The organism is Patescibacteria group bacterium (assembly GCA_028707065.1).
In the GTDB taxonomy this organism is placed as follows: domain Bacteria; phylum Patescibacteriota; class Patescibacteriia; order Patescibacteriales; family WJLG01; genus JAQTUZ01.
The window spans coordinates 1-26,327 of sequence record JAQTUZ010000016.1 but is presented as its reverse complement, the minus strand read 5'-3'; the positions used below and the strand labels follow the sequence as shown (position 1 = coordinate 26,327).

27 protein-coding genes are annotated in these 26,327 nt (G+C 45.4%); 9 read left to right on the top strand and 18 right to left on the bottom strand.

The genetic code is table 11. The annotated features are described in order from the left end of the window. Positions 1–324: 324 nt before the first annotated feature. From PHE24_05385 to PHE24_05375, 3 genes are all read right to left on the bottom strand, one after another. Complete coding sequence (locus PHE24_05385) at positions 325–1,080, bottom strand: hypothetical protein (protein MDD4902538.1); 756 nt, start codon at positions 1,078–1,080, stop codon at positions 325–327. A 200-nt stretch (positions 1,081–1,280) separates the two neighbouring features. After that, on the bottom strand, positions 1,281–2,132 hold the full coding sequence (locus PHE24_05380) for a TatD family hydrolase (GenBank protein MDD4902537.1): 852 nt from the start codon (positions 2,130–2,132) through the stop codon (positions 1,281–1,283). Positions 2,133–2,342: 210 nt separating this feature from the next. After that, positions 2,343–2,510, bottom strand: a complete 168-nt coding sequence (locus PHE24_05375; protein MDD4902536.1) for a hypothetical protein — start codon at positions 2,508–2,510, stop codon at positions 2,343–2,345. A gap of 252 nt (positions 2,511–2,762) precedes the next feature. Here PHE24_05375 and murA point away from each other — a divergent pair, with 252 nt between their 5' ends. Then, positions 2,763–4,034: a UDP-N-acetylglucosamine 1-carboxyvinyltransferase gene (gene murA / locus PHE24_05370; GenBank protein MDD4902535.1), complete on the top strand. Its 1,272-nt coding sequence runs from the start codon at positions 2,763–2,765 to the stop codon at positions 4,032–4,034. 155 nt (positions 4,035–4,189) lie between these two features. Beyond that, the gene (locus PHE24_05365; GenBank protein ID MDD4902534.1) at positions 4,190–5,557 is read left to right on the top strand and encodes a PEGA domain-containing protein; all 1,368 of its coding nucleotides are present in this window, start codon (positions 4,190–4,192) and stop codon (positions 5,555–5,557) included. Positions 5,558–5,634: 77 nt separating this feature from the next. Here PHE24_05365 and PHE24_05360 read toward each other — a convergent pair whose 3' ends face one another. From PHE24_05360 to PHE24_05335, 6 genes are all read right to left on the bottom strand, one after another. After that, entirely contained in the window at positions 5,635–6,513 is an 879-nt protein-coding gene (locus PHE24_05360; GenBank protein ID MDD4902533.1) for a UTP--glucose-1-phosphate uridylyltransferase, read from the bottom strand. Positions 6,514–6,535: 22 nt separating this feature from the next. Continuing rightward, the gene (locus PHE24_05355) at positions 6,536–6,838 is read right to left on the bottom strand and encodes a hypothetical protein (GenBank protein MDD4902532.1); all 303 of its coding nucleotides are present in this window, start codon (positions 6,836–6,838) and stop codon (positions 6,536–6,538) included. A 147-nt stretch (positions 6,839–6,985) separates the two neighbouring features. After that, positions 6,986–7,765: a glycosyltransferase family 2 protein gene (locus PHE24_05350; protein ID MDD4902531.1), complete on the bottom strand. Its 780-nt coding sequence runs from the start codon at positions 7,763–7,765 to the stop codon at positions 6,986–6,988. 536 nt (positions 7,766–8,301) lie between these two features. Then, positions 8,302–9,492 carry a glycosyltransferase family 2 protein gene (locus tag PHE24_05345; protein ID MDD4902530.1) on the bottom strand — a complete coding sequence of 397 codons (1,191 nt, stop codon included), beginning with the start codon at positions 9,490–9,492 and terminating at the stop codon, positions 8,302–8,304. Positions 9,493–9,619: 127 nt separating this feature from the next. Beyond that, a complete protein-coding gene (locus PHE24_05340) occupies positions 9,620–10,510 on the bottom strand; it encodes a glycosyltransferase family 2 protein (GenBank protein MDD4902529.1) in 891 nt (296 codons plus the stop codon). A gap of 102 nt (positions 10,511–10,612) precedes the next feature. Beyond that, positions 10,613–10,885 carry a DUF167 domain-containing protein gene (locus PHE24_05335; protein ID MDD4902528.1) on the bottom strand — a complete coding sequence of 91 codons (273 nt, stop codon included), beginning with the start codon at positions 10,883–10,885 and terminating at the stop codon, positions 10,613–10,615. Between the two features lie 155 nt (positions 10,886–11,040). On the opposite strand from PHE24_05335, the gene PHE24_05330 reads away from it, so the two are divergent. Next, the gene (locus tag PHE24_05330; GenBank protein MDD4902527.1) at positions 11,041–11,415 is read left to right on the top strand and encodes a hypothetical protein; all 375 of its coding nucleotides are present in this window, start codon (positions 11,041–11,043) and stop codon (positions 11,413–11,415) included. Then, on the top strand, positions 11,400–12,065 hold the full coding sequence (locus PHE24_05325) for a hypothetical protein (protein ID MDD4902526.1): 666 nt from the start codon (positions 11,400–11,402) through the stop codon (positions 12,063–12,065). Before PHE24_05330 ends, PHE24_05325 begins: the two co-directional genes overlap by 16 nt. Before the next feature lie 135 nt (positions 12,066–12,200). Here PHE24_05325 and PHE24_05320 read toward each other — a convergent pair whose 3' ends face one another. Beyond that, positions 12,201–13,307 carry a 23S rRNA (adenine(2503)-C(2))-methyltransferase RlmN gene (locus PHE24_05320; protein MDD4902525.1) on the bottom strand — a complete coding sequence of 369 codons (1,107 nt, stop codon included), beginning with the start codon at positions 13,305–13,307 and terminating at the stop codon, positions 12,201–12,203. 222 nt (positions 13,308–13,529) lie between these two features. Between PHE24_05320 and PHE24_05315 the strand changes: the two genes are divergently transcribed. Continuing rightward, positions 13,530–14,381 (top strand): hypothetical protein, encoded by an 852-nt coding sequence (locus PHE24_05315; protein MDD4902524.1) that lies wholly within the window; start codon positions 13,530–13,532, stop codon positions 14,379–14,381. A 439-nt stretch (positions 14,382–14,820) separates the two neighbouring features. Here the strand turns inward: PHE24_05315 and PHE24_05310 are convergent, their stop codons facing one another. From PHE24_05310 to PHE24_05285, 6 genes are all read right to left on the bottom strand, one after another. Continuing rightward, entirely contained in the window at positions 14,821–15,348 is a 528-nt protein-coding gene (locus tag PHE24_05310; protein MDD4902523.1) for a peptidylprolyl isomerase, read from the bottom strand. A 188-nt stretch (positions 15,349–15,536) separates the two neighbouring features. After that, complete coding sequence (locus PHE24_05305) at positions 15,537–15,779, bottom strand: nicotinamide mononucleotide transporter (protein ID MDD4902522.1); 243 nt, start codon at positions 15,777–15,779, stop codon at positions 15,537–15,539. Positions 15,780–15,974: 195 nt separating this feature from the next. After that, the gene (gene rseP, locus PHE24_05300; protein ID MDD4902521.1) at positions 15,975–17,255 is read right to left on the bottom strand and encodes an RIP metalloprotease RseP; all 1,281 of its coding nucleotides are present in this window, start codon (positions 17,253–17,255) and stop codon (positions 15,975–15,977) included. A 114-nt stretch (positions 17,256–17,369) separates the two neighbouring features. Continuing rightward, positions 17,370–17,924 carry a ribosome recycling factor gene (gene frr / locus PHE24_05295; GenBank protein MDD4902520.1) on the bottom strand — a complete coding sequence of 185 codons (555 nt, stop codon included), beginning with the start codon at positions 17,922–17,924 and terminating at the stop codon, positions 17,370–17,372. A 35-nt stretch (positions 17,925–17,959) separates the two neighbouring features. After that, positions 17,960–19,051 carry a hypothetical protein gene (locus tag PHE24_05290; protein ID MDD4902519.1) on the bottom strand — a complete coding sequence of 364 codons (1,092 nt, stop codon included), beginning with the start codon at positions 19,049–19,051 and terminating at the stop codon, positions 17,960–17,962. Positions 19,052–19,253: 202 nt separating this feature from the next. Continuing rightward, positions 19,254–20,309 carry a DNA polymerase III subunit delta' gene (locus tag PHE24_05285; GenBank protein ID MDD4902518.1) on the bottom strand — a complete coding sequence of 352 codons (1,056 nt, stop codon included), beginning with the start codon at positions 20,307–20,309 and terminating at the stop codon, positions 19,254–19,256. A gap of 235 nt (positions 20,310–20,544) precedes the next feature. On the opposite strand from PHE24_05285, the gene PHE24_05280 reads away from it, so the two are divergent. Then, positions 20,545–21,903: a sugar transferase gene (locus PHE24_05280; GenBank protein MDD4902517.1), complete on the top strand. Its 1,359-nt coding sequence runs from the start codon at positions 20,545–20,547 to the stop codon at positions 21,901–21,903. Between the two features lie 79 nt (positions 21,904–21,982). Here PHE24_05280 and PHE24_05275 read toward each other — a convergent pair whose 3' ends face one another. Then, positions 21,983–22,657: a hypothetical protein gene (locus tag PHE24_05275; protein ID MDD4902516.1), complete on the bottom strand. Its 675-nt coding sequence runs from the start codon at positions 22,655–22,657 to the stop codon at positions 21,983–21,985. A 184-nt stretch (positions 22,658–22,841) separates the two neighbouring features. Here PHE24_05275 and gmd point away from each other — a divergent pair, with 184 nt between their 5' ends. From gmd to PHE24_05260, 3 genes are all read left to right on the top strand, one after another. Further along, complete coding sequence (gene gmd, locus PHE24_05270; protein MDD4902515.1) at positions 22,842–23,879, top strand: GDP-mannose 4,6-dehydratase; 1,038 nt, start codon at positions 22,842–22,844, stop codon at positions 23,877–23,879. 476 nt (positions 23,880–24,355) lie between these two features. Further along, positions 24,356–25,282, top strand: a complete 927-nt coding sequence (locus PHE24_05265) for a GDP-L-fucose synthase (protein ID MDD4902514.1) — start codon at positions 24,356–24,358, stop codon at positions 25,280–25,282. 103 nt (positions 25,283–25,385) lie between these two features. Continuing rightward, complete coding sequence (locus tag PHE24_05260) at positions 25,386–25,829, top strand: GtrA family protein (GenBank protein ID MDD4902513.1); 444 nt, start codon at positions 25,386–25,388, stop codon at positions 25,827–25,829. 63 nt (positions 25,830–25,892) lie between these two features. Here PHE24_05260 and PHE24_05255 read toward each other — a convergent pair. After that, on the bottom strand, positions 25,893–26,327 hold a 435-nt coding region (locus PHE24_05255), incomplete at its 5' end, for a hypothetical protein (protein MDD4902512.1).

Below are 26,327 nucleotides of genomic sequence, written 5' to 3'. Positions count from 1 at the left end.
ATCGAGTTTAAAAAGACATCAACCCTGATTTTTACCACAAAAAAAGCGTCTTTGTCAAGGGCGCCGCAAATATTATTAGTATCTTAGTAAATTAGGTACTTAGTTGTGGCGAAGCAAACTTTATCAATAAAAAAATTTGTTTACTATTCAACCAATTGACCAATTAACTAAGTAACTAAACATAGTTCGGATAATCTATTTTCGCCTGCCTGCCGGCAGGCAGGTAGCATTTGTAGTAAATATAATTCGGATTATCTAAATTCGTAGCATTCGTAGTAAAAAAAGGCCGGCGGAAATTGCTTCCTGCCGGCAGAGCTCAGTACATTATTGATACTCAATCAGCGCCGTAAAATCAAAGCTGGGGCCGTTGAGCTTGTACAGTTCGTTTTTCAGAACAAGATTAACAACATCGATAAAAGTATCTTTCAGGTCAATGCTGACAGTTGCCATTCTTCCTTGCGCGTGCACTCCCTTGGTGACGGTCGCCGTAAAAGCCTCGATAATCCGCTTTTTCATCGCCTCAACAACGTCAGTGTCCTTATAGCGAATAAACAAATCCATTACTGGCTTAACGCTATTGTTGTTCAGGTCGGTGAAAATAACCGACAGATTTTCCACTCGCAAAATCAGCGACTCCTCGCGCCCCAAAGGATAAATGTTTTCCAAATCGATATTTATTACCACCGGCAAAGTATGATAATTGCGGCGGAAAATATCGGCGACGGTAAACTTCCTCAAGAGGTTATTTACCCAGGCATTGCCTTCCGGCGAAAAAGTGCCGCGAAAAGTGAGTCTGCCATCATTATCATAATAATAGAGAATGGTGCAATCATCCTTAATCAAACACACAGGTTTAAACCGCTCGAAAATCGCCAGGCCTATCATTTCGAAAACCAACCAAAGCAGCAGAAATACGCCAAGACCGCAAAGAATGATCATAATCTTCGGCCCTATCGAATGACCGATAAAAAACGCCTTGTTTGTTTCGAAATCATTAATCAAGATGAAAACCCAAACAAAACTAGTCAATCCCGCCGCTAACAACACCGAAACTGTTCGAAGAAAAGCTTTCAATGACATATCAACCTCCTCTATATTGTGAGAATTTATTTTTCAAAGATCAACTTATGTTTCTACCACAAAAAAAGCGCCTTTGTCAAGGGCGCCGCAAAAATTATTAGTATATTAGTCGATTAGGTACTTAGTTGTTATTTAAACAAAGTTTATCAATCATAAGAAGCTGATTTGTTATTCAACTAATTAACTAATCAACTAAGCGACTAATTAATTCCAAAAAATCTTCTCGCATTCTCCGTGGAGATTTCGGCGATGCGGTCAGGCTCGACGCCGCGGATAGCCGCGATGCGCTCGGCCACATAAGTCACTAAGGCCGGTTCATTACGCTGGCCGCGGAACGGTTCGGGCGTCATAAACGGACAATCGGTTTCCACCATGAATTTATCGGCCGGCATTTTGCGGATCAAGTCGTCCCATTGCTGGCTGAAAGTGATGATGCCGGTGAAAGAGATGAAAAAGCCGAGCTTGAAATATTCCCAGGCCAGGTTTTCGTCGCCGGAAAAGCAATGGATCACTCCCCAGGGCTTATCCAATGGAATTTTTTCTTTATAGTCTTCCTTGAATTTTTTTAGAGTTGAGAGCAAGTCGTCGTGCGCGACGCGGCAATGGACGATCGCCGGCAAATCAAAACTCCGCGCCAGCAATAATTGTTTGACCAAAACTTCCTTCTGCTTCTTTTTGGAATTTTCCAGGTCGGGCGACAATTTCAGATGATAATAATCCAAGCCGATCTCGCCGATCGCGACGGCTTTCTCGAACTCGGCCAATTTTTCGTAATTATCATAATTGAATTCTTCCGCCCGGACGCGGACAACTTCACGGCCGTCCTCGCCGGCTTCGGTGATATCCTCCAGATGCACCGGATGCAAGCCGACCGCGGCATAAACGCCTTTTTCGTATTTATTGGCCAGATCCAGCGCCCGTTTGGAAGTCTTATAATCCGCGCCGACAATAATCATGCCGGTCTCGTTATTCAAAGCGTTGAGAATAACCTGATCGGCATCGGCGGAAAATTTCTTGAAATTGACGTGGGCGTGAGTATCGATTAATTTCATACTATTATGATAGCAAAAAATTCGGAAATCGAAAAATGCGGATGGTGTATAAAAATTTGCTACAGATGAAAAAATTGTTAAATTGTTACATTGCTACATTGTTAAACATTAAAATTCGTTGCGCAACAATTTAACAATTTAGCAATGCAGCAATTTGGGTAAAAAAAATAATCAGCTCATTGATTCAGGCTGATTATTTTTAAACCGTATTTATTTCATATCTTCGCTTTCCGATTGATCGGTCATTCCCGTGCCGCTCATCGGCTTGTTTTCCGGCATTCCACCCATCGGCATCTCGGGAGCTTTAGGCGCGTTCAGCGGCGCCTCTTTGGCCGCTTCTTGTTTTTTTCCTCCGAAAAGTTTCTTTAACCACTCCATAAATTTAGTGAAGTTTTTATCAAAAAATTGATAACCCCTTCTTTAACTGGCTATTATTAGCTTGCTTAAGTTCATCATACCACCGCCCCAAGTAAAAAGCAATCTTGACAACAGCTTCAAAATCAACCCTTGCTTTAAGTGGGTTGAAATAATGCCAAGCTTAAGCTATGCTAATAACAATGAACAACGAACAAAGAGCAAAGAGCAAATAAATATTGCTCTTTGATTTATGCTCTATGTTCTCTGAAAAATATGTCCAAATTCATCATCAATGGTCCGGCAAAATTATCGGGCGAAATCGAAGTTAAAGGCGCGAAAAACGCGGCCTTAAAGATCATTCCCGCCTCGATCTTGTCATTGGAAAAAATCACTATCACCAATCTGCCGGAGATCGAAGATGTCAAACAATCGCTGGCCTTACTGGAAGATTTGGGCGCCAAGATTGACTATCCGGTAAAAGGCACGGTGATAATTGATTCTGCCAGCATCAAAAAAACAGAATTGAATCCGGCCATCGCCAATAAATTCCGCGCTTCAATAATGTTCGTCGCGCCGCTCTTGGCGCGTTTCGGCGAAGTTAAATTTCCCCATCCGGGCGGCTGCGTCATTGGCGCCGGAGAGCGGCCGATCGATGTTTTTTTGGACGGCTTTTCTTCCCTGGGAGCGGAAGTTATTATTAAAGATAACTATTATCACATAAAAGCCAAGGGCGGACTTAAGGGCGGCGAATTCTTCTTTTATAAATTGATCGCGGTCACTGCCACCGAATCGATGATTATGGCCGCAACCTTGGCCAAAGGCAAAACAATTCTTAAAAATTGCGCCATGGAGCCGGAGATCAAAGCTCTGGCTGATTATCTTAATTCTTGCGGCGCGAAAATTTCCAACGCCGGCACTCCGACCATAACCATTGAAGGAGTTGAAAAAATTTCCGCCGGTAATTTTGCGGTTATGCCGGATCGCCTTGAAGCCGGTTCTTTCGCGATCATGGCCGCGGCTACCCGTTCAGAAATATTGATCAAGAAATGCGTCCCCGAACACCTTCGGGTCCTGTTGGAAATTTTTAAACATCGCTTAGGAATTCCTTTTGAAGAAGGCGAGGATTGGATCAAAATAAAACCGGCTAAAAAAATAAATTCTTTCGGCATCAAGACCCATGAATACCCGGGATTTCCGACTGATCTGCAGCAGCCTTATGCCGTCTTAATGACTCAGGCGGAAGGCTCGGCTTTGATCCATGAAACTATTTTTGACCGCCGGCTGTTGTATGCCGATCTGCTCTCGCAAATGGGCGCCGATATCATTATGTGCGATCCGCACCGCATGGTCGTTAACGGCCCGACCAAGCTTTATGGCCGCCAGCTTACCAGCTCGGATCTCCGCGCCGGCATCGCTTTGGTGATCGCCGCGCTAGTGGCGGAGGGGCGCACCGAAATCGACAATATCTATCAAATCGAACGCGGTTATGAAAATATCGCCGAGCGGCTCACCGCCCTTGGCGCCTCCATAAGGAAATGCGGCTAAACGCCATTTTCGGCCTAAATTTAAAATTTCGGCAAATTTTTTCTAAAATCTTTTCGACGATATTCTTATATCGCCTCAAAAATTTTATAAAAAATTTTCTCGAAATTTGTTAAATTTATGCTCGAAAGAGCGTTTAGCCGCATTCCCCCAAAAATATGACCCTGACTTTGCGCCGAATAATTTATTATTCCTTCTGTTTAGTATTTTTAATCGTCACGCCATTGATCATCCTTTACGCTTCCGGCTATCAGATCGATTTACATCATCTGTTAACTCCTTTGGGCGTGCAAAAAACGGGGATGGCCATTATTTATTCCATACCGGCCGGAGCGGATATTTATCTCAACGATCTGCCCGCCCGGCATTTTTCCAATTTATTTCTGCAACAGATCGTTCCCCCGAAAGAAAACGCCATCAAAACGCCGGCTCGCGTCAAAGATTTAATGCCCGGCTCTTATGATTTGCGCGTCGAAATCAACGGCTATTGGCCCTGGCAGCGCCGCATTGTTATCTTTCCCGGAAAAATCACTCACGTCTTGGATATCAATTTGTTCAGAAGAACCTCGCCGCAACAATTGGCCAAAGTTGCCAGCCAGCAAATTTTCCTTTCGCCCAATAGCAAAAAGATCTTCCTGTCTTCCACCGGCCAGCTGTTTGACATCAAGTCGCAAAATCTGGAAAAAATTTCGCCGAACTTTGCCGCGACTTCAACGCTCGCTTCCTGGTCGACCGACAGCAACCGTTTGAGCGTGGAAAAAAATCTGCTCAACCTGAAAAATCCCGATAAAAACCGGCAGCTGGACAAGATTATCGGCTCGTCCATCGCCAATCTGAAATGGAACGACGAGCTGGATAAAATTTACTATCAATTCCGGAATTCCATCGACATTTTCGATCTGACCAGCGAAGCCAACCAAACGATCATTAAAGAAAATAATATCCTGGATTACGAAGTTAAAAATAAAAATTTATACTACGTGGTGCAAAACGGGCTTAACGCCAAGCTTAAATTTTATTCGCTTAACGATAAAAAAATAACCAAGGAAATCGATTTGCCCGCTTCCGACGGCTACCAGCTGATCAATCCCGGCGCCAAATTGCTCAATCTCTATGATAAAAAATACGAAACTCTTTATTTGATCGACCCCGCGGCCGCCAATCCGCTCTTGGAAACGATCGATTCGGTAAAAAAAACCGAATGGGTCAGCGACAAAGAACTGGTCTGGGCCAATGATTACGAGATCTGGGTGCTTGATCTTGAAAAAAACGAAAATAAATTGATTACCCGCTGGTCGCAGCCGATCAAAAGCATCATCAAAACGAAAGCGGCCAATTATATCCTCTACGCGACGGAAAAAAATATCAATGTCATCACCTGGACGACGAATGATGAGATCCAGGTGACGGAACTGGCCAGTTTCGATTCGATTACCTCGCCGGTGTTTGATGACGCTGAAAAAAATCTTTATTTCACTGCCAAGTCGGGCGGCGACGAAGGGTTATACCGCTTGAATATCCAATGAAAACTAAAACAAATCCGCCCCTTGCCATTTCTTGAAACATTCAAAAAATGGCAAGGGGCGGATTTTTTAACCGTATTTTACAAAGTTTTATCCAAGTCCTTGAGAAATTTTTTCAATTCCTCTTTTATTTCCAAATCCTTCAAGCCGAATTTGATCGAAGCTTTCAAAAAATTCAGCTTGTTGCCCGTATCCAGCCATTCACCCTCCAGCTTTTTCCCATAAACCGGCATTTTCCTTTCCAGCATGATGGCAAAAGCGTCGGCTAAGCGGATCTCGCCGCTTTTTCCCTCTTTCATTTCCAATAAAATTTTCATGATCTCCGGCGTGATGACATAAACGCCGGGAGCCGCCAGATTGGAAGGCGAATCAGCCGGCCGGGCCGGCTTTTCCACTATCTTATTTATCTTGATAACCCCGCCCCCGAGATCATCGCCGCCAACCATGCCGAATTTATTGAATTCCTCTTCACTGATCTCAGTCAGGCCGATCACCGGCGCGCCGTATTTTTCATAAACATCCATCACTTGCCGGCTGACCGGCACCGGCGCGTCATAGAGCGTGTCGCCGAACATCACTACCGCCGCCTCATTGCCTAAAAGATGGGCGGCGCAGGAGATGGCATGGCCGTCGCCTAGCGGCATGGGCTGGCGCACGTAAGAAAATTTGGCCAGATTTTCCATCTGCCGGACTTTTTCCAGAAGTTCCGGCTTGTTTTTTTTCACCAGCAGCTGCTCCAATTCGAAGGAATAATCGAAATGGTCTTCGATCGCCCGCTTGCCGCGGCCGGTGACGAAAATTATTTCCTTGATGCCGGCGGCTGCCGCGTCTTCCACCAAGTATTGCACGGCTGGCTTGTCCACCACCGGCAGCATTTCTTTGGGCTGGGCCTTGGTTGCCGGCAAAAAACGCGTTCCCGCGCCGGCGATCGGCAAAATGGCTTTGGTGATTTTGTTCATAAAAAACAATTAAACTATTTTTTTAATTATCAGGATTCTTTTTCTGCGTCATTAAATTTTTCCGATATCTCTCCAAAAATTCTCCAATATCGTCTTGATGGATTCTTATATCATGAAGCGTTTTAAGGGAATCAATTTTAATTCTCAAGCCTTCTCCCAGGTCGGATTTATCCCCGTAACCTTTTAAAAATCTAAAGGCGTCCGGAATATTTTCTTTAAAAAAACGGCTGGCTACCTCCCAAAAAAGCACATAACCGTCTTTATCGACTTTAAAATTATAAACCGGTTCTTTTGGCAATTCGACAAAAAAATTATCTCTGTTCATAAAAATTACATGATGCGAATGCTACAAATTATTCGCGAATACAACGAATAATTTAACAAGTTTTAATTCGGTTCGTAGGTTTTGTAGTATTCGCGTATAATTCGCAGTATTCGTATTATAAACGCAGATTTTATCGCTTTGAGAAATTTAACCGATAAAATACCTGAACCACGATTTAATATGTTCTCTGGCCAGCTTATCGGCAAACGGCGCGATATACCAGGGCTTTTCCGCGCTCGCGCGAGTATGATCGTGGATTACCACCGCTTCGGGATGATAGGCAACATCGTAATTATATTTGGCTTTTACGCGGCGGCAAAGGTCAGTATCTTCAAAATACATAAAATATTTTTCATCGAAAATATGCCCGTCTTTTTCCAAAATTTCCCGCCGGATCAAAAAGCAGGAGCCCGTCAGCCAATCCACGGTCTTAGTTACCGCGTGATCATATTCCTTCATCAAAAAATCATTGAGATGCCGCGGGGCCAATTCGCCGAAGAAAGTCCGGCGCAAGATCGGCGTGTGGATTTTCGGAAAGCGCAAACAAGAATATTGCAAGCTGCCGTCCGGATTCAAAAGTTTCGGCCCGACGATCCCGACCTGATCATTTTCCCGCAGATATTGATGCAATTTTAAAATCGCGTCGTCTTGTACGGTCGTATCTGGATTTAAAATCAAGATAAACTCTCCGGACGAATTTCTGGCGCCCAAATTATTGCCGCCACCCATGCCCAGATTCTTCTCGCTTTGGATTATTTTCACTTCCGGAAAAATCGCTTTAACTTGCGCCAAATCATCGCCGGAATTATTATCGACGACGATTATTTCGTGCGCCAAATCGCCCCAATCCGCGTCCAAAAGCGCGTCGAGGCATTTCAAGACTTTATCCTGGCTTTGATAATTGACGATGACTACTGATAAATCCATAGATTAGTATTTGGTATATATTTTTAGAATACTTCCTTAGGTTATTTAAGTCAAATTAAAAAAGTCCCCTCTCGAGAGGGGTGCCGAGCCCGGCGAGGCGGGGTGTGTGAAAATTTGGTGCTAGGCTCATGGCTCGGGGCTCAAGGTTTTTTTGGATAAAAAAATCCCCTGGATTCCAAAAACTGGCGTTCCGAGAATCCAAGGGAAGGGAAAGGAATCAATATCAGTTATCAAGGAGCTCGACATATTTGAAGATTATTTTCCGGCCGGTTATTCTGTCGTGCCATGTTCTTTTAGCCCGACAACTGCAAGGCTCACTTACTGCTCCGCATTTCGTACAGGTCGACGCTGCATAAGCATTGTTAGGAAGCGGTAATATTCCTCCTGATTTAAAATCCCTTTTTATAACAGAGAAAGGATTGCGCTTATTCCCCAAAATAATGGGTCTTGCCATGATTCCTCCTTCTTGTTTCTTTTTATAGTGTCTTTAACCGATATTTATTATTTTCAAAATAGCTTCCCAAAATATCACAAAATTAAAAAAACGTCAACACTACTTTTACTAGCTGCCAATAGGCATTAAAGATTGGATTAATCAGGCGCAGTTTCCAGTCATCGACTTCCTGATACCAGATTTTCCCGGTGATCAGGCGGGCGAGTTCCTTGTCGCGAACTTTACGCAAACCCTGGTTGCGGGCGCGGGATTTTTTAATCCGCTCCCAATTATCATAAGAGAGGAAATAATTCCAGACTTTTAATTTTTCATTGAACCAGCCGGATTGGATGGAAAAAAGCGTCAGGCCTAATTCCATGACGAGCAAGGCCGGCATGATCAAAATCAAAGTCAGCGGTTCATAGCATTCAAAGATCGCCAGCAGCCGGTTGCGGTCCATCCAATAATGCTTGGCAATCGAACGGCTGAATTCATATTTATGATAAACCACTGCCGCCGGAGCCAAGACGCAGCGCCAGCAGGAGAGCCAGATCCGCCAACCCAATTCCTGATCTTCGTTATACATCCAGTAATCTTCATCAAACAAACCGACCGCCCGCAAAACTTCTTTTTTAAAAAGTACGGCAGCGCCCGAAGGATAAGCAATATTTATTAATTCCCCTCTCGAGAGGGGTGGCCGAAGGCCGGGGTGTGTTACGGTCATGACCGTGGCATCATAACTACCTTTCCATTCTTCGCCATAACCAATCGAATAGCCGAAGCCAAGAAAATGAGTGATGTTGCCGAGCGAATTTATTTTTTGGCTCCGGCAGAGTCTCGCGTCAGCGGACTCTGCCGCTGATTTCGTCAGAGTCCCCTCGGCGGGAGACTCTGACGGGGCCAGCGGAACTGAGGCCAGCATCAGCCGCGCTTGTACGGCGCCAATCTTAGCGTCAGCTTCGGCGGTTTTAACCATTTCCGCGAGCGCGTTTGGCTCAATAACCGTATCCATATTCAAGAGAAAAACATATTCGCAGCCATCGGCAAGCGCGACTTTCATCCCGTCATTATTACCTTTGGCAAAACCGTCATTGTTTTTATTACGCAATATTTTCGCTTCGGAAAAATTATCTTGCAAGTAGGCAAAACTTTCATCGCCGGTTTCATTGTCGACGATATAAAAAGCCAGCGCCTCATGGGGATAATCCATGGCGCGCAAAGAATCGCGGCAATCCATTAAGAATCGTTGCGCGTAATCTTTATAGTTAACCAATATTACACCGACTCTTTTCATAAAAATATTAATTAGTTACTTAGTTAATTAGTCACTTAGTTGAATAATAAACAAGTTTCACATTATTCACGCACTTCACTTCAGCAAAACTAAGTACCTAATTAACTAATTCACTAATTACCTTAATCTATGTATTATTCTTCCTTTCAAATCCCAACGCCGTAAAAACCCAGGTCAGCGCGATACCGATCGGCCAGGCCAGCCACAAAACGCAATACTGCCAAAACGGCTTCCATTTCCGGAAATATTTTAACATTGAATCGCGGAAATATTTTTGCGCGCTCATTCTGGGCAATTGCGAAAAGCTGGCGCCGACCGCGTCATAACAGCGGGCCGCCGGCGTATACCAAACTCCCAATTCCGCGGCCTTAAAAGTCCGGCAGAGATCAACGTCCTCGAACCAGACAAAAAATCTTTCATCAAGCAATTCTCCCCGTTGCAACCGCTCATAAGACAAAGCATTCTCCAGCTCCGAACGGCGAATGGCCAAAGCGCTGCCGCGCACGCTATCGACAATGGCCGGCCGGTCATAATCAAACTTAACGCATAAATAACGATCCAAGATCCCCGGAAACAAATAAGGCCATTTCAAAATTATCGCCAACTGATCGAACAGACCGGGAAATTTTCTTACTTGGCCTTTAATCTCCTTGCTTTCTTCGTCCAAGAGCCGGCAGCCGGACAGAGCGGCTTTATGGTTAGCCTTCAACCAATGCAACCAATCATCAATCGTCGAAGGAAAAACAAAATTATCCGGATTGAGCAAAAGAATAAAATCACCGGTTGAGCGGCGGAAAGCCTGATTGACCGCGCGCGCAAAGCCCAGGTTGCCGTCATTGGCGATCAATTTGACTTGGGAAAATTCATCCCGCACCAGCTCGGCCGAGCCGTCATGCGAGCCGTTATCGACCGCCAGAACCTCAAAAGAAAAATTCGTCTGGCTCAAAAAAAGATGAGTCAGACACTGGGATAATTTTTCTTTGACGTTCCAAGAAACAATAATGACTGAGAGATCCATATCTTACATTGCTAAATTGTTACATTGTTACGCGACGATTTTAATCATTTTTGTTATTTATTTCGTTGCGCAACAATGTAGCAATGTAACAATTTAACAATATTATTTGCCTTGCGTTATTTTGATTAATTTAATTCGGTTGGTTGCTCCGCTGATGATTGCCACGCCATTTTTGCGCACGCCGAATTCTTCGGCCAAAAATTCGACTAGGGCCCGGTTGGCTTTCCCTTTTTCCGGCGGCGCGGCCACGGCGATCTTAATCGTCCCGTCGGCCATTACAGTTTTGATTTCCGTCCGGGCGGCTCCGGGGATCGCCTTGACCCGCAAATAGAGCTCCTGCTTTTCGGTTAATATTTTTTGCTGTTGAGCTGGCATATTTTATCCGTTTAATTAGATTATATCATATATCAGTCGGACGCAAGATGCTTGACAAGCGCCCATTTTTACGCCAAAATAAACGGAAGCGCTAAAATAGAAAAATGTCTCTTAACCTTCAAAAACGATCTTTCCCAACCATACGGGGGTTCAAAATGGCTAAATTAGATGTTCTTTTTACCAAGATCGACACCAGACGAAATCCTTTGCCGTTTTTGCGAGCCTCCGGCATAGTGATACTGGAAATGGGCTTCAGCAAAGCAAACGGACAATTGATGAAAGAAATCGATATTGTGGCAACATCATCTTCAGGAAAGCCGAATAATGCGGGGTCTTGTCAGCGGTTCATCTGCGAAAAATCGGCCCTGGGCCGCTTCGGCAGCAAGGAATTCCGCGGCACCAGAATATCGGTCACGCGTTACGTGCTACGCTGGGAATTTCGCGGCCGAAAGTATCGCGTCAACAGTAACGGGATTATGGATATGCCGATCAGTAATCTAAAAAGGAGGCGATTATGCCTGACCAGATAATTATCCCGGGGATAATTAACGTGCTCCGACCAGTGCTTCAGATTTGCGGAGAGGTACATGAAGTCTTCACTCAAGAAACAGGGATGCCCGAGGACCCTTCCTTCCCTCTGCTCTTTCCCCAGAATTTCTCACTGCTAAAAATTGTCGAGCCCGAAAACAAAAAAAAGCGGTGCCGCGACCTAGTGACCGTGGTGCTGGTCGATAACAGAGACATTCCTGAAACCAGTATAACCGGGGAGAATAGCGTTATCGGCCAAGATATCTTCATTGAATCGTCCCGGTTAATCGTCTTCGAAAAATCGGAAAACCGCGTTCCGGGAAAACCGGGACATCGTCTTTTCAAGGGCACGTTCCTTGCTCTGCGGCAATTTACCGAAATTCTGGGACTGGTTACCAAGGTCATTACCAAACAAAACCGGCTTCCTTCCGATCCCACTTCCAAACTTTTCGATGAGGGATTTTACTTCATCCGCATAGTCGAAGAGAGAGCGGACAAGAGACAGAAGGTCCGCCAGGAAACGTCGGTAATCGTGGATGGCAACTCCATCCCGCCGTCAAGCATTGCTGGCAAGAAAAATTCGATTGTCGGTAAAATCGTGGTTCTGGAACCAAATCAGATCACCGTCACCAATCTAACCGGCGAAGATTAAGAACTCAAAAACCGCGGCCTATTTCAAGCGACCGCGGCTTTTTTTACTACGAATGAATCCGAACTACGAATGAATCCGAATTGAGATAATCCGAATATCAATAATCTGAATTATTAAGACAATGCTCTTGTGCTTTTATGTTCTTGTGCTCCGTTGACCAGCGAGTTGTCCGCAAGCTCCTTGCACATCACGGCCGAATTTGAAGCGCTGGACGACTTCCACTCCTTCCCGCTCAAGGATTTTTTTGAAATTATTGATCACCGCCGAAGGCGAAGTGCGATATTTCTGCGTTTCATTATAAGAGATCAAATTAACCATAAACAATTTGCCCAAATGAACTTTGAGCAAGTCAGCCAATTTTTGCGCTTGCGCCGAAGAATCGTTGACTTTATCGAGCATCAGATATTCGATCATCACCTTGCGGTTGGTCTTGGCAATATAGCTTTTCACCGCCTTGAGCAAACTCTTGAGCGGATTATTTTTGGCCACCGGCATAATTTGCTGGCGCAATTCATCATCCGGCGCGTGCAGCGACAAAGCTAAATTTATCTGCAGCGGCTCGTTGGCTAATTTTTTTATGCCATCGATAATGCCGACCGTGGAGATGGAAATTTTCCGCGCCCCGATATTGAAAGTTTCTTCATCGTTTAAAAATCTGACTGCCTTCATCACCTCGTCATAATTCAAAAGCGGCTCGCCCATGCCCATGAAAACTATATTCGACACTCTTTCGGAGATATTCCCCTCCACCGGATTTCCCCTCCTTTCGAAGGAGGGGTTAGGGGTGGTTCTGGGGGTGGTTGTCCCGCCGCCAGTCTCGCCCTGCGGACTGCGGCGAAGATAGCGCGCGAAAAACAAAACCTGTTCGACGATTTCATAAAAATTCAAACTTCGCTCAAAACCGCCTTGGCCGGTCAGACAGAATTCACAGCCCAAAAGACAGCCGATCTGCGACGATACGCAAACCGTATTGCGATTTTCGCCGTGGCGCATCAAAACCGTTTCCACTCGCCCATCACTAAAATCGATTGCCGCTTTGATAGTATTTTTGTCAGCCGATTCCAAAATTTCCGCCTTAATCTCGAGCGGAGCTTCAGCTTTTAATTTTTCGCGCAAAGCCGCGGGCAGATTAGTCGCCTCGTCCCAATTCTCGATAAATTTGGCGAAAACCGCCTCATAGACCTGTTTGATCCTAAACTTCGGCTCGTCCTTCAAAATTTCTTGTATTTTCTTTATATCCATATGATAAATTTCCAATTTTCAATTCACAATTTTCCCTGGCCGCGTCCCGCGTCCGCGGGCAGGCAAATAATTTTCAATTTTCAATTACTCAAAATTAAAATTAGTATGTCTAATATACCTTAAAAAACAAATCTTGGCAAATTGACAATATTGACAAATACTCGATAGTATGATATTTTAAAGTGTTCCTGCGCCCTTTTCACTTCTAAAAAGGAGATAATTATGTTTCGACTCGATTCTTCCATGTTCACGGCCTTTTTCTTCCTGATTTTTTTCACCTTTTTTTCGACCGGTTGCCAAGCGCAAGTTTTTTGCCCGGCACAGGCGACCTTCGGCGAACTAACGATTTATCTGGAAAAAAATTTCGCCGACTTGGCCCGCGAAATTCCGCCCAACGCGCGAGTTGGAAAAATAAGCGCGAAAAGCTTTCTGGTTTGGTTCAGCGAGCAAAAAGTGATCACTAAAACCGCGCTTCATGTCGCCGAGGCGATTGCCAAAAAAGATGGGTTGATGAAAATCTATGTCGTTCCTCAAACGCACAGCCGGAGCGGTGAATGGACCAAGGAAGGATTGGAAAGCCAAAAAAAAGTGGCGAATTTCATCAGGAAAAAAAGGATCAAGTTGGTTATCGACGAATCGCCCTTTGATCCTAATATTTCTTCTTTTGCCAAGGACAACCAATTTTATAGCGCCATTGGCATCGGGCCCCGCAAAGACAGTTCTCAAATAAACAAGGAACTGGCCAACAGCAAATCCTGGTGGGGAGAATTTTACCGGCAGAAAGGTGTCATGATCTTCGGATTCGATATTACGGAAATTAATTTTGCCGGCGGAATTTTAAAAAGCTGCGTTATAAGCGGCGATCTGACCGCGCCCAGGAAGGCGGAACTTGCCGAACTGTATGGAAATTTTTGTGACAGCTTCCGCCGTTTTCTGGCCGTTGCCAAGGCCGTCGATAAAATGTCGGCCACCGGAATAAAAGAATCGGCAATCGTGATGGGGAACCTGCACAAAGACGAATTGCTCTTCATAATCAAAACTTTCGGCATCAAAGCCGAAATCGCCGCGCTGTAAATAAATCCTCTTAACCGCCAAGGGCTAAGAGGATTTTTATTATCAAGCGAAGCGAGTGAAATAATCTCGCTACGGCGGAGATTATTTCCGAGCAAGCGATGATAAATACCTCGTCCGGCGGCATGCGAGAAGGCCTTTTAGAAAAAATGAATGCAGGGCTCTGCCCTGCGGTTGGATACCATTTATTTTTGGTTTCCGTCGCAATCTTCCTTCGGCAAGCTCAGGGCGGGCAGCCGCGGGACTGCGACGCCTGCCTGCCGGCAGGCAGGCAATAACCGTGGGCAGCAGTCCCCTTCCGCCAGCCGGCGGACGGGAGACTGCTGCATGGCAAGAGGGGGGGGATTTTTTATACAAAAAAATCAAGGCTAGTTAACCCCGATTTTTTTATTTCGAAACATATTTACCCTACAACTAATTACCCAATTAACTAATCAACTAATTACTTCTTCACCAAAGTAATACTTTTAATGATTGCATCGGTGGTCGGATGATCATTTTCGTTGCGGGGCAGATTTTCAATTTTCGTTACCACATCCATGCCCTTAGTCACCTGGCCGAAATTCGTATGTTTGCCGTCGAGCCAAGGCGTGGCCGCGGCAGTAACGATAAAGAATTGCGAACCATTGGTGTCCGGACCGGAATTGGCCATCGCCAATGAGCCGCGGACTAACGGCTGATCGTTGAATTCATCATCAAATTGATAGCCCGGACCGCCCGTGCCGTCATTGGACCAATCATCATCTTTTGAGTTGGGATCGCCGCCCTGGATCATAAAATCAGGAATGACGCGATGGAATTTAGTGCCATTATAGAATCCTTTCTGGGCAAGCTTAATAAAGTTGGTAACCGTGTTCGGCGATTCAACGCCGTAAAACTCAACCTGAATATCACCCAGATTTGTTTTTAAAATCGCTCCCTTGTAAATTGCGGCTAAATTAGTTTCTTTGGTCGTAGTAGCAATACTCATTTGATTTTGATTAATTTGATTATCGTTTTGTTCAACGGAAGCGGGCTTGTCCTCCGTAGCCCTGGCGGAGGAGGATTCGGCTGACGGATTGGCCGATTGCGGCTGAAGTTTGACGTTAATCGTGTTGTTTGAAGCGCAACCGGTCAAGGCCAGCGCGCCGACAATGATGATGAAAAAAAATTTTAACTTCATGGCTTGTTGATTATTTTTTTATCTTTATAAAACCATTCATAAACGCCAAAAATCCAAGTAGCGGTGTACAAAAAATTCAGGAAAAAAATCGGCCATTGGTGATTGATAAAAGTAGTGATGAACCAGAAGGGCTGGGTGAGCAGACCGCAGACAAAACCCCATTTGTTTTTCTTGGCGACCAGAAAAATCGACAGTACGCCGAAAACGAATATCACCGCTTGAGAAATATTATCCCACATATTGTTTTGTCATCCTGCCTGCCCGCCTTGGGAGGGAGCCCCTGGCCCGCCTTGCTGAAGCGCCGGCGAGGCGGGCGAAGGATCTCCGGATTTTATCGAAAAAAATTTTTAAAGTTATAATACGAACTTCCCAGATAATAGATCCTTCACTCCACTCCGCCAGCCGGCGGAGCTCCGTTCAGGATGACAAATGGGTTAAAATATTTTCTGCCACAAGATCGCTAAGGGGCCGGCAAGCCCGAGAATCTCTTTGCCAGTAATAAATAAAATTAAGATAATCAAAGCAAAAAAACCAATATTGTGAATCACTGCCTCGATTTCCCGCTTGATCGGCGAACCCTTGAACTTTTCAATCAGTAAGAAAATAATTCTTCCGCCGTCCAAGGCGGGTATCGGCAGAAAATTTACTACTGCCAAATTAAGCGAGAGCAGGCCGACAAATTGCAAGAGATAGACAAAGCCCATGCGCGCGTATTGCCCGGTCATCGTGGCAATGCCGACCGGGCCGGCAATTTCCGCGGATACGCCATGGCCGAGGATCAAATTTTTAAGCAGCTCATAGAAAGCGACAATGATCACCCAGAGCAAAACGATCGCCGTGGTGATTCCTTTCCAGATCGCCAAATACCAGGGATATCTGACCAACCCGGTATTGATAATACCCACGCCTATCCCTCCCCGGCCGTTAAGATCAACGGGGGTGATTTTAAAATCGGTTATTTTATCAACCCGCCGGATCTGGTAATCAAGCTCTGAACCAATATGCGCATTGACGTAATTCTGTACCTCAATGTCGCGGGTGAATTTTTGCCCGTCGATCGCGACGATGACATCACCCGGTTTCAACCCGGCTTTAGCCGCCGGCGTATTCGGAAATATTTGGGTGATTTGGATCTTTTGATCTTTGATGATCATTTGTTGGCCGACATCTTCAACGCTCTGGGGCAAACCGATCATATAGCCCACCGCGAAAAGCGCCATGGCCAAAACGACGTTCATGATCACGCCGGCGGAAATTATGACAATCCTTTTCCAGATCGCCTTGGCGACAAAACTGTCTTGGTCATTTTCTCCTTCGCCGTTTTCGCCCTTGATCTTGCAAAATCCGCCCAACAGGAGCCAATTGATCGAATAAACCGTGTCATCAGCCTTGAGCCCTTCTTCCGCGTCGGGCAATCGCTCGCCCCAAAAAAATTTCCAGCGTTTTATTTTCCTAATAACTCCCACTTCCGTGACTTCATCGTGAATTTTTTTCTCGCCGAACATATTCTCGCTCACCTCGACCGTTTCTTCGGTAGCGATCGGCACTGCCCGGTCGCCGGTAAATTTCAAGGCGCCGATCGCCCGCGGCGGCAAACCAAAACCGAATTCCTCGACTTTTACGCCCATTTTTCTCGCCGCCCAAAAATGCCCGGCCTCGTGGACGAAAACCAATACAGATAAAACGACTATAAAAACAATTATTGTTAGAAGCATAATTAATGTTAACTAAATTAAAAAAAGAGAATTAAAAAATTTGAAAATTTGAAAATTAGTCATTTTGACATTTTTATTTCCAAATTATCCAATTCTCTAATTTTCAAATTATCACTATATTGTCATAATATCCTTCTCTTTCTTATCCCTGATCCCTTTAAGTTCTTCATTGATCTTCTTTACTTCTTCTTCCAATTCTTCCATAAACCGGAAGCGGTCGTCTTCGGAAATCGCTTTGTCTTTTTCGGCTTTCTCGATCGAAGTTTTGATCGCTTCCCGATTCTGCCTGACCGAAATTTTGGCTTGCTCGGTTTTTTCATTCAATTTTTTCACCAGCTCTTTGCGGTTTTCTTCAGTCATCGCCGGTATGGTCAAGCGGATCTTATCGCCTTCGTTAACCACGCCCAAACCCAAACCAGCCTCGATGATCGCCTTTTCTACGTCTTTAAGGATGTTTCGATCCCAGGGTGAGACGATCAGGCTGCGCGCGTCCGCCACCGCCACATTAGCCAAACCGACCAGCGGAGTTTTGGCGCCATAAGCTTCAATTTGAATTCCTTCCAGTACGGCGGTATTAGCCCGGCCGGTGCGAATCGAACCGATATCCTTTTTAAAAAATTCCACCGCCTTCTGAAATTCCAGTTTTTTTGCCTGCAGATACTGATTCATATATTTATAATTTATAATTAATAATTTGTAATTAATTACAGTCCGAATGCTCCGCTGCTTTGCTGGTACTTTTTCATTCCCATAAAAATCACGCTGGGTTCATCCGGCTTGATAAGCAGACGCCAACCAGCGCGGGTGGAAGGGAGTTTTTTGGTCCGCCAACTGGTTCCGCCGTCGGCCGAACTGTAAAAAGTAGTGTTAGTGACATAATAAATTTCTTTCGGATCTTTGGGGCTGACCGCCAAGGAATTGATCGATGCTTGCTGCTCCGGAGTTATTAATTTAATTCTGGTCCAAGTATCGCCCGAATCGGCCGATTTTAACAGGCCATAGGCCGTGGCCGCGAAGAGCAGCCCGTCCGAACCGGGCGTAGCCACCAGCGACACTATATTAAAACTATTTTTAAATTCTGTCATCCTGTTCTTGAGCGATACCCAATTGTCGCCCGCATCGGTGGTGCGGTAAAGGCCTTCACCGACCGTGGTGACATAAACTTTTCGGCTATCAGCCGGGCTCAAAATTATCTGATTAATGCTGGATCCCGAGGGCAAAACCGTTACCCAATGATCGCCTCGGTCAATGCTGCGGCCAACCTCGCCGCGGGAGTTGCCGAAATAAACCCGGTGGGCGTCATAAAAATCCACGGCCAGCGCGCTGATCTGCGTGGTCAGATCGTTGTCAAAATAAATTTGCGTCCAGGTGCGATTGCAATCGCTCGAACGATAGACTCTATTGCCGGCGGCCGCGTAAATAATGCATTTATCGTCCGGGCTGACCGCCACGGCGTTGATCTTCTTTTCATTCAAACTGGCCGCCTGCGTCCAGCCATTGCTCAAAGCATAAGTATAATACAATCCGTTAGCGGCGCTGCCAAAATAAACCGCGTTAGTGTCCTCCGGATCCAAGGCCAAACTCGAATCGTCGAGCGCGTTGATATTCGCCACTCCGGCAGCGGTCGGCACGGCATTAACCTGCCACCAGGACAAACCTTTATCCAGACTGACCCAAAATCCGCCGTCAACCGCCGAGGTGTCGGAGGATTTAAAAGAAATGGAACAGCCGGCGCCCATGGTGAGAACCGCCAACAAACAAAGAGACAAAGCGATGATAATTTTTTGGTTGAACATATAATTGAATTTATTATTATAATTTAATTCCGATTTAATCTCTTAAAATGGATGCCAAAATAAAATCGAACAGGAAATTGGAAATTGGATATTAGAAATTGGTTTTCCCAATTTCAAATTTCCAATATCAAATTTCTATAAATTTTAATGTTGCCGTAGCTAATACCGGTACAAATTAACATCCCTGGCTTGTCATTTATTTTTATATATTTATCGCGATATTCTCTAAAACCAGTTTGGGATTGACGTTGGCCCGGACATATTTTTCGCCCAGCTTGAGCGAATCGCTGATCTTGCCCAAACTCCCGCCGTTCAATCCGTTGGAAATTTTTTCCAATTTTTCCCGCCAGGGCTCATGCTGGATCAAATCGCCGTTATTGACGTTAAGCAAAATCAAATCTCTAAGCAACCCTTGCCAAACATTTAAAATTCCCAGGGCTGTCTCGGCTTTGCTTTCCTCGTCCGCGCCAGCGCTGATCTTTCCCACCGCCTGGAGGCGCTGATTCAAATTATCTTTAAAAAATTGCAAAAAGGTTTCGGTTTTAAGGAGATAACTCTGATAAAATTCCCGGTCTTCGAAAAACTTGGCAGCCAGCGCCGGCCGGCCCAAACTTAAGCGGGAAATATTTTTAGCCTGCGCTCTGGGGCAGCCCAGATCCTTGATGAGATAATCATAAATAGTCGCCGCCGGTACCGGCAAGAAATGCAATACTTGGCTGCGCGAAACGATCGTGGCCGGAATTTTTTCGATTCTTGAGGCTGTCAAAATGACGACGACTTTTTGCCGAGGCTCTTCCAGAGTTTTCAGCAGGGCGTTAGCCGCGCCTTCGCTCAAGTCATCAGCATCTTTAATGATGCCGACTTTATAAGAATTCAAAAAAGAGCTCATCTCCAGGATGCGGATAAATTCCCGCACTTGCTCGATGGAAATATTTTTCTTGTCCGCTTCTTTCCGCACTAAGTGAAAATCGCCGTGCAGAGTTTCAAAACCCTTTTCTTCTTTGCCGGAGTTTTGCATTTGCCGGCACGAAGGACAAACGCCGCAGGGCGGAGAAAACGCGCCCGGCTTTTTTTTCTGGCAAAGCAAACTTTTGGCAAAATGCACGGCCGCCGCGGTCTTGCCCAGGTCCTTTAACCCTAAAAAAATATAGGTATTGACGATTTTGCCGTTGGCAATGCTTTTTTCCAAAAAATCAGTGATCCGGCCATTGCCCGAGAGCGGCCAGCCTTTTTTATTCTCCAAATCATGCTTTTCCATACTCAAATCTTATCATTCCCGTTTTGTTTAGGCAAGCTTGATTTTTGCGCATTTTTCTGCTAATTTAAGTATTGCATGACATGATACGAATACTACGAATTCTTCGCGAATACCGCGAACCGAAAACCCACCCCGCCTCGCCGGGCTCGGCACCCCTCCCAAGAGGGGAATTATAAATGGTTCGCGGAGTTTGTAGTATTCGCGTATAATTCGTAGTATTCGTATTATATTTTTTATGAGCAATCGATCTAAAAATTTTATAATTTTACTGGGAGATCTGGCCATCATGCATCTGGCCTTGTTTCTGACGCTCTGGCTGCGCTATTTAACTCCCCCGTCCGCGGAAATTTATCAAAAGCTCTGGATATCATTCCTGGCGGTTTTTATTTTTTGGCTGATCGCTTTTTATATTTCCAATCTTTATGACTTGCGCCAAGCGGTCAATAACACCTTATTTTTTCAGAGAGTCGGCCAAAGTTTTATCATTGCCGCGCTTTTATCGATCGTCTATTTTTATCTTGCCCCGCGCGACGAGCTCACTCCCAAGACCAACTTGGCGATATTCATCGTTGTTTTTGCCGCCTTGTTTATCGCTTGGCGCCGCTCTTTGAATTCCCTGCTTAAATCGTATTTGCCGCGCGTCAATTTGGCGATCATCGGATCGAATCATCTGGTCGAAGAAATTTCGGCCGAGTTGAAGCAAAAACCGCAGCTGGGATTTTCTTTGTCTTTCATCTTGGACGAAAAATCGCCAAGCAAAGAAATTAACGGCACGCCGATTTTTACCAACATCAACGATCTGCCGGCCCTAATTGAAAAAAGAAAGATCAACAACGTGATACTCGCCACCACGCCCGACTCGCAGGAATTGCGCGCGCTCTTGTTTGAATGTTTGCCCTTAAAAATAACTTTTATCAACTTGGTTGATTTTTACGAAAATATCGCCGGCAAAATCCCTTTGGAGGAGATCAATAAAATGTGGTTTTTGGAAAATTTGAACGAGGGCAACAAGAGAGATTTCGATCTGTTCAAACGGACGGCCGATCTGGTCCTGTCATTATTTATTTTTCTTATCACTTGCCCTTTCTGGCTGATCATCGGCGCGATCATCAAGCTGGAAAGCAAGGGGCCGGTATTTTTTGTGCAGAACCGGGCCGGCGAACGGGGCAAGAATTTCCTAATGATAAAATTCCGGACCATGAAAACCGAGAATAACGATCAATCGCCGACTTTGGATAGCGATCATCGCGTTACCCGCTTCGGTTCGCTGTTGCGCAAAACCCGCCTTGATGAAGTTCCGCAAGTACTCAATATCATCAAAGGCGAGATGAGTTTTGTCGGCCCGCGCCCCGAACGGCCGGAACTGATCGCCGAATTGGAAAAACAAATTCCTTTTTACCGCGAGCGGATGCTGGTCAAGCCGGGCATCACCGGCTGCGATCAGATAGCCGGCGAATATCATTCCCCTTCCTTCGCGGACACGATGAAAAAATTGCAGTATGATCTCTATTACATCAAAAACCGCTCGCTCTATCTGGACCTCTCGATCATCTTAAAAACGATTTCCACGGTGTTATCGCGGGCCGGCCGATAAAAAATAAAAACCGCCGGAATGATCCTGGCGGCTTTTTTGTCTAAAAAAACAAATTTCATAACTATCGCTAAATGCTTCTTTACCCGACTTTCGCGGTGAGAAATTCATAAGCTTCTCCGCTATGAACGCCTCTTATTCTTAAAACAAGGTCGTTCCTCCTGATAAGCCGCTGGAGACCGCTGACATAATCGTGATACTGTTTCCATCCTTTAAGACCGAAGCCGTCGGGAATTTCCGCTATCCGGCTGATGGTTGAATGGGTGATATCCCGAGGGCAAGGAATCAAATTGATCGACTGGTAAAAGGCGGACAGCTTTTCCCTGATCCTAAGAAACGGCGATCCGGCGGTTACCAAAAGCAGATTGCCATTGTCCAACAGGAGCTGATTGATAGAGATGCGGCGAAAGAGCATCCTTTTCTCCGGCGAAGCCAAGGCCGTGCCTGATAAAAAATTTCTTATCAAGCAGGCATAATCCAACCGTTCCCTGCTTTCGTCAACGTTGCCTTCCAGCACGGTAAAGTGCGGCCAAACATCGCGGCCGGCCAAGATCAGCTTCAGGCCGAACATTGTTTCGATCTTTTGGACCCTTGCCAAAAACATCTGGAAAAAATCATTAAGCTCGATCACGGCAAAAACGGAAAAACGATTCTGCAAAGAAACCGGAAAAGCATAAGGTTTGATCTTCCCGGCTAAAACGGCTTCCTTGCCCGACTTGTCAATTCCTTTATATTTAGCGGCTAAACCTTTTTTCATAAAAGGCCCTCTCTTTCTGCGCAATAGATTCACTGGTTAACTTGATTGTTAAAGATCAAAAGATCCCTGATAATAACATTTCTTTAATTATTTGTCAATGAAAAAACCAGTTTTCAAAATTTAAGATAGACAAAGACCGCGGATTGTAATAAAATTCTTATATCAATAAATAAACTTTCATCATATGAAAAAGGCTTTGATCACCGGCATCACCGGCCAGGACGGTTCTTATCTGGCAGAATTGCTGTTAGCTAAAGGCTATGAAGTTCACGGCTTAATCCGCCGCGCCAGCACGTTCAACACCGGGCGCATCGATCATCTTTACACCGACCCGCACATCAATGGCGTCAAACTATTTCTCCATTACGGCGACCTTTCCGATTCGAGCAACTTAAGCCGCTTATTGGAAAAAATCCAACCCGATGAAATCTATAATTTGGGCGCGCAAAGCCATGTCCGCGTCTCTTTTGATATGCCGGAATATACCGCCGACGTAACCGGGCTGGGCGCTTTGCGGCTTTTGGACGCGATCCGCGAAGCCAAAATCAAAACCAAATTCTACCAAGCCTCCTCCAGCGAAATGTTCGGCAAAGCGATCGAACTGCCGCTCAAAGAAACAACTCCTTTTTATCCCCGCTCCCCCTATGGCTGCGCCAAAGTTTTTGCTTACTGGATCACCAAAAATTATCGCGAAGCTTATCAGATGTTCGCGGTCAACGGAATTTTATTCAACCACGAATCCCCGCGCCGCGGCGAAACTTTCGTCACGCGCAAGATCACCCGCGGTTTGGCCCGAATAAAATTAGGCAAGGATCAAAAATTATTCTTGGGCAATCTTGATGCCAAGCGCGACTGGGGCCATGCCCAAGATTATGTCTATGGCATGTGGCTGATGATGCAGACCGAAGAGCCGGATGATTATATTCTGGCCACGGGAGAAAATCATTCGGTCAGGGAATTCGCCGAACTGGCCGCCCATAATTTCGGCCTTGATCTTGTCTGGAAAGGAAAAGGCCTGGGCGAAAAAGGGATTGACCGGAAAACCGGAAAAACAATTATTGAGATCGACCCGAAATATTTCCGCCCATCCGAAGTGGATGAGCTTTTGGGCGACCCGACCAAGGCCAAAACCAAATTAGGCTGGGAGCCGAAAATATCTTTTGCCGAACTGATCAAAGAAATGTGCGAAACGGACTTGGAAATTGAAAAAAATAAAAAATAAAATCGTCCCCTCCTCGCTTGTCCCGCAAAGCGATAGCGTGCGGGGGGAGGGGTGGTTGCGCCTCGCAACCAGGGAGGGTCTATGCTTTTTGCCATGCAGCAGTCTCCCGAAGGGGACTGCTGCCAACGAATTTTTTTGCCATGCAACAGTCTCCCGAAGGGGACTGCTGCCAACGACGATTGCGTCGCAGTCCCGACCTGTCCCGAGCTTGCCGAGGGAGGCGGAGACTGCGACAGGGCAAAATAAATACCGTCCCTTTTGTCATCCTGAAGAGTCCGCCTCGGGCGGACGATGAAGGATCTATTATCCGGGGCGTTTATCAATACATCACCGCGAATTAGAACGAATATTTTAATTTTTTCGACGATAACAAAAAAATATTTTTCGGAATCGACAAGGTTTTACTTAATAGATCCTTCGCGCGGCGCTCAGGATGACAAAACAACAAATTTTTTTCTCTACTACCAATTCAAATGATGAATACCGAATCAAAAATTTACGTGGCCGGTCATAATGGACTGGTCGGCTCGGCGATCGTCCGCAAATTGAAAGCAACTGGTTTTTCCAATCTTATTTTAAAGAGCCACAAGGAGCTTGACTTGCTCGATCAAAAATCAACGGCCGAATTTTTCGCCCAAGAAAAGCCGGAATATGTTTTCTTGGCCGCGGCCAAAGTCGGCGGCATCGCCGCCAACGACACTTATCCGGCCGATTTCATTTACGAAAATCTGGCCGTGCAGAATAACGTCATTCATCAGGCTTATCTGTCGGGCGTAAAAAAATTATTATTTTTAGGGAGTTCCTGCATTTATCCCCGCGACGCGCGTCAGCCGATCAAAGAAGAATATTTATTATCCGGCCCTCTGGAAGAAACCAATAAGCCTTATGCGGTCGCCAAGATCGCCGGCATAATTGAGTGCCAATCCTATAACCGTCAGTACAAGACCAGTTTCATTTCCGTGATGCCGACTAATCTTTACGGCCCGAATGATAATTTTGATCTCGCTAATTCCCATGTCTTGCCGGCGCTGCTGCGGAAATTTCATGAAGCCAAGATCCGCGGCGACCGCGAAACGGTGGTTTGGGGCACGGGCTCGGCCCGGCGCGAATTTTTGCACGTTGACGATCTGGCCGACGCTTGCGTATTTTTGATGAATAATTATGACAGCGGCGAAATCATCAATATCGGCACGGGCGAAGATATCGCCATCAAAGAAATCGCCGAACTGATCAAAGAAGTTACCGGCTTCAAGGGAAAAATCGATTGGGATAAAACCAAACCGGACGGGACGATGCGCAAGCGGTTAGACGTTTCCAAATTGCACAATTTGGGCTGGAAACATAAAATAAATTTAGCCGACGGATTAAAATCTTATTATCAATGGTATCTGGATAACTTATAATTGTAATACTAATCAACGAATACATACTAATATAACGAATAATTTTTAGCCCGCATTCGTCATATTAGTATGCATTCGTATGGCATTAGTATTACATCGAAAAATGCTTAAAAAAACTTTAAAATTCTTCTGGTCTTTGCGCCGGCAATTCGCCAAGTATTTCATCGTGGGCGTTAGCGCCGTAATTCTGGACATGAGCAGCCTGATTTTTTTAAAAGAAATTCTGCATTTCCCGCCTTTTGTCGCGGTGCTGACCAACCAGGTTTTCATTCTGGCTTTTGTTTTTTTATTGAATAAGTACTGGTCATTCAAGGAACACTCCCTGACGCACCGCCAGCTTTTTCGTTTTGGCATCGTAGTCATTTACAATTACTCCTTTGCCGTTTCCGCCATGTATGTCTTTAATCATCTTTTGGCTTTCGATTACCGCCTGGTGCGCCTCGGCTCGATCATCCTGGCGGTCTCCTGGAATTTTTTCTTGTATAAATACTGGGTTTACGCGGCCAGTAAGCCGGAAGCTCTGCCGGAAACGGCCGGCCAGGAATGAGCCGCTTTATTTGGGAAAATTAAAAAAATCGAGGCTCATCCTCGATTTTTATTATTCTTTAATCTATAACTCTTGTTCTACCTTCTGGCTGGTAAAAATAACAGAGAGCATTTCTTTGGCGATCAAGATGAAAAAAAACACGGAAATCACCGCCAGTATCGTTCTCGTCCCCAGGCCATAACCGCCTCTTAAATAATTAGCGACGTAGTCATTAAAATACAATAAATAGATGTTGACAAACTGGATGATCAATGTGCCGTGCAGGGCCAAACTAAAGACGCGGCCGCCGAATTTAGCCAGCAGAATGATCAATAATACGGTAGCCAAATAAAAATGATTTTCGTGGGCCGAAGTCATCAGAAACGCCACCACTAAAGAAACAAAGGCAAAGATCAGCAAAAAGCTGCCGCCGCTTTCCGCCTTGCTTTCATCTTGGCGCTGAACCAAAAAAGCGTACCAGGAAACCAAAGTGACGACGACAAGCGAAGCCAGCACCCG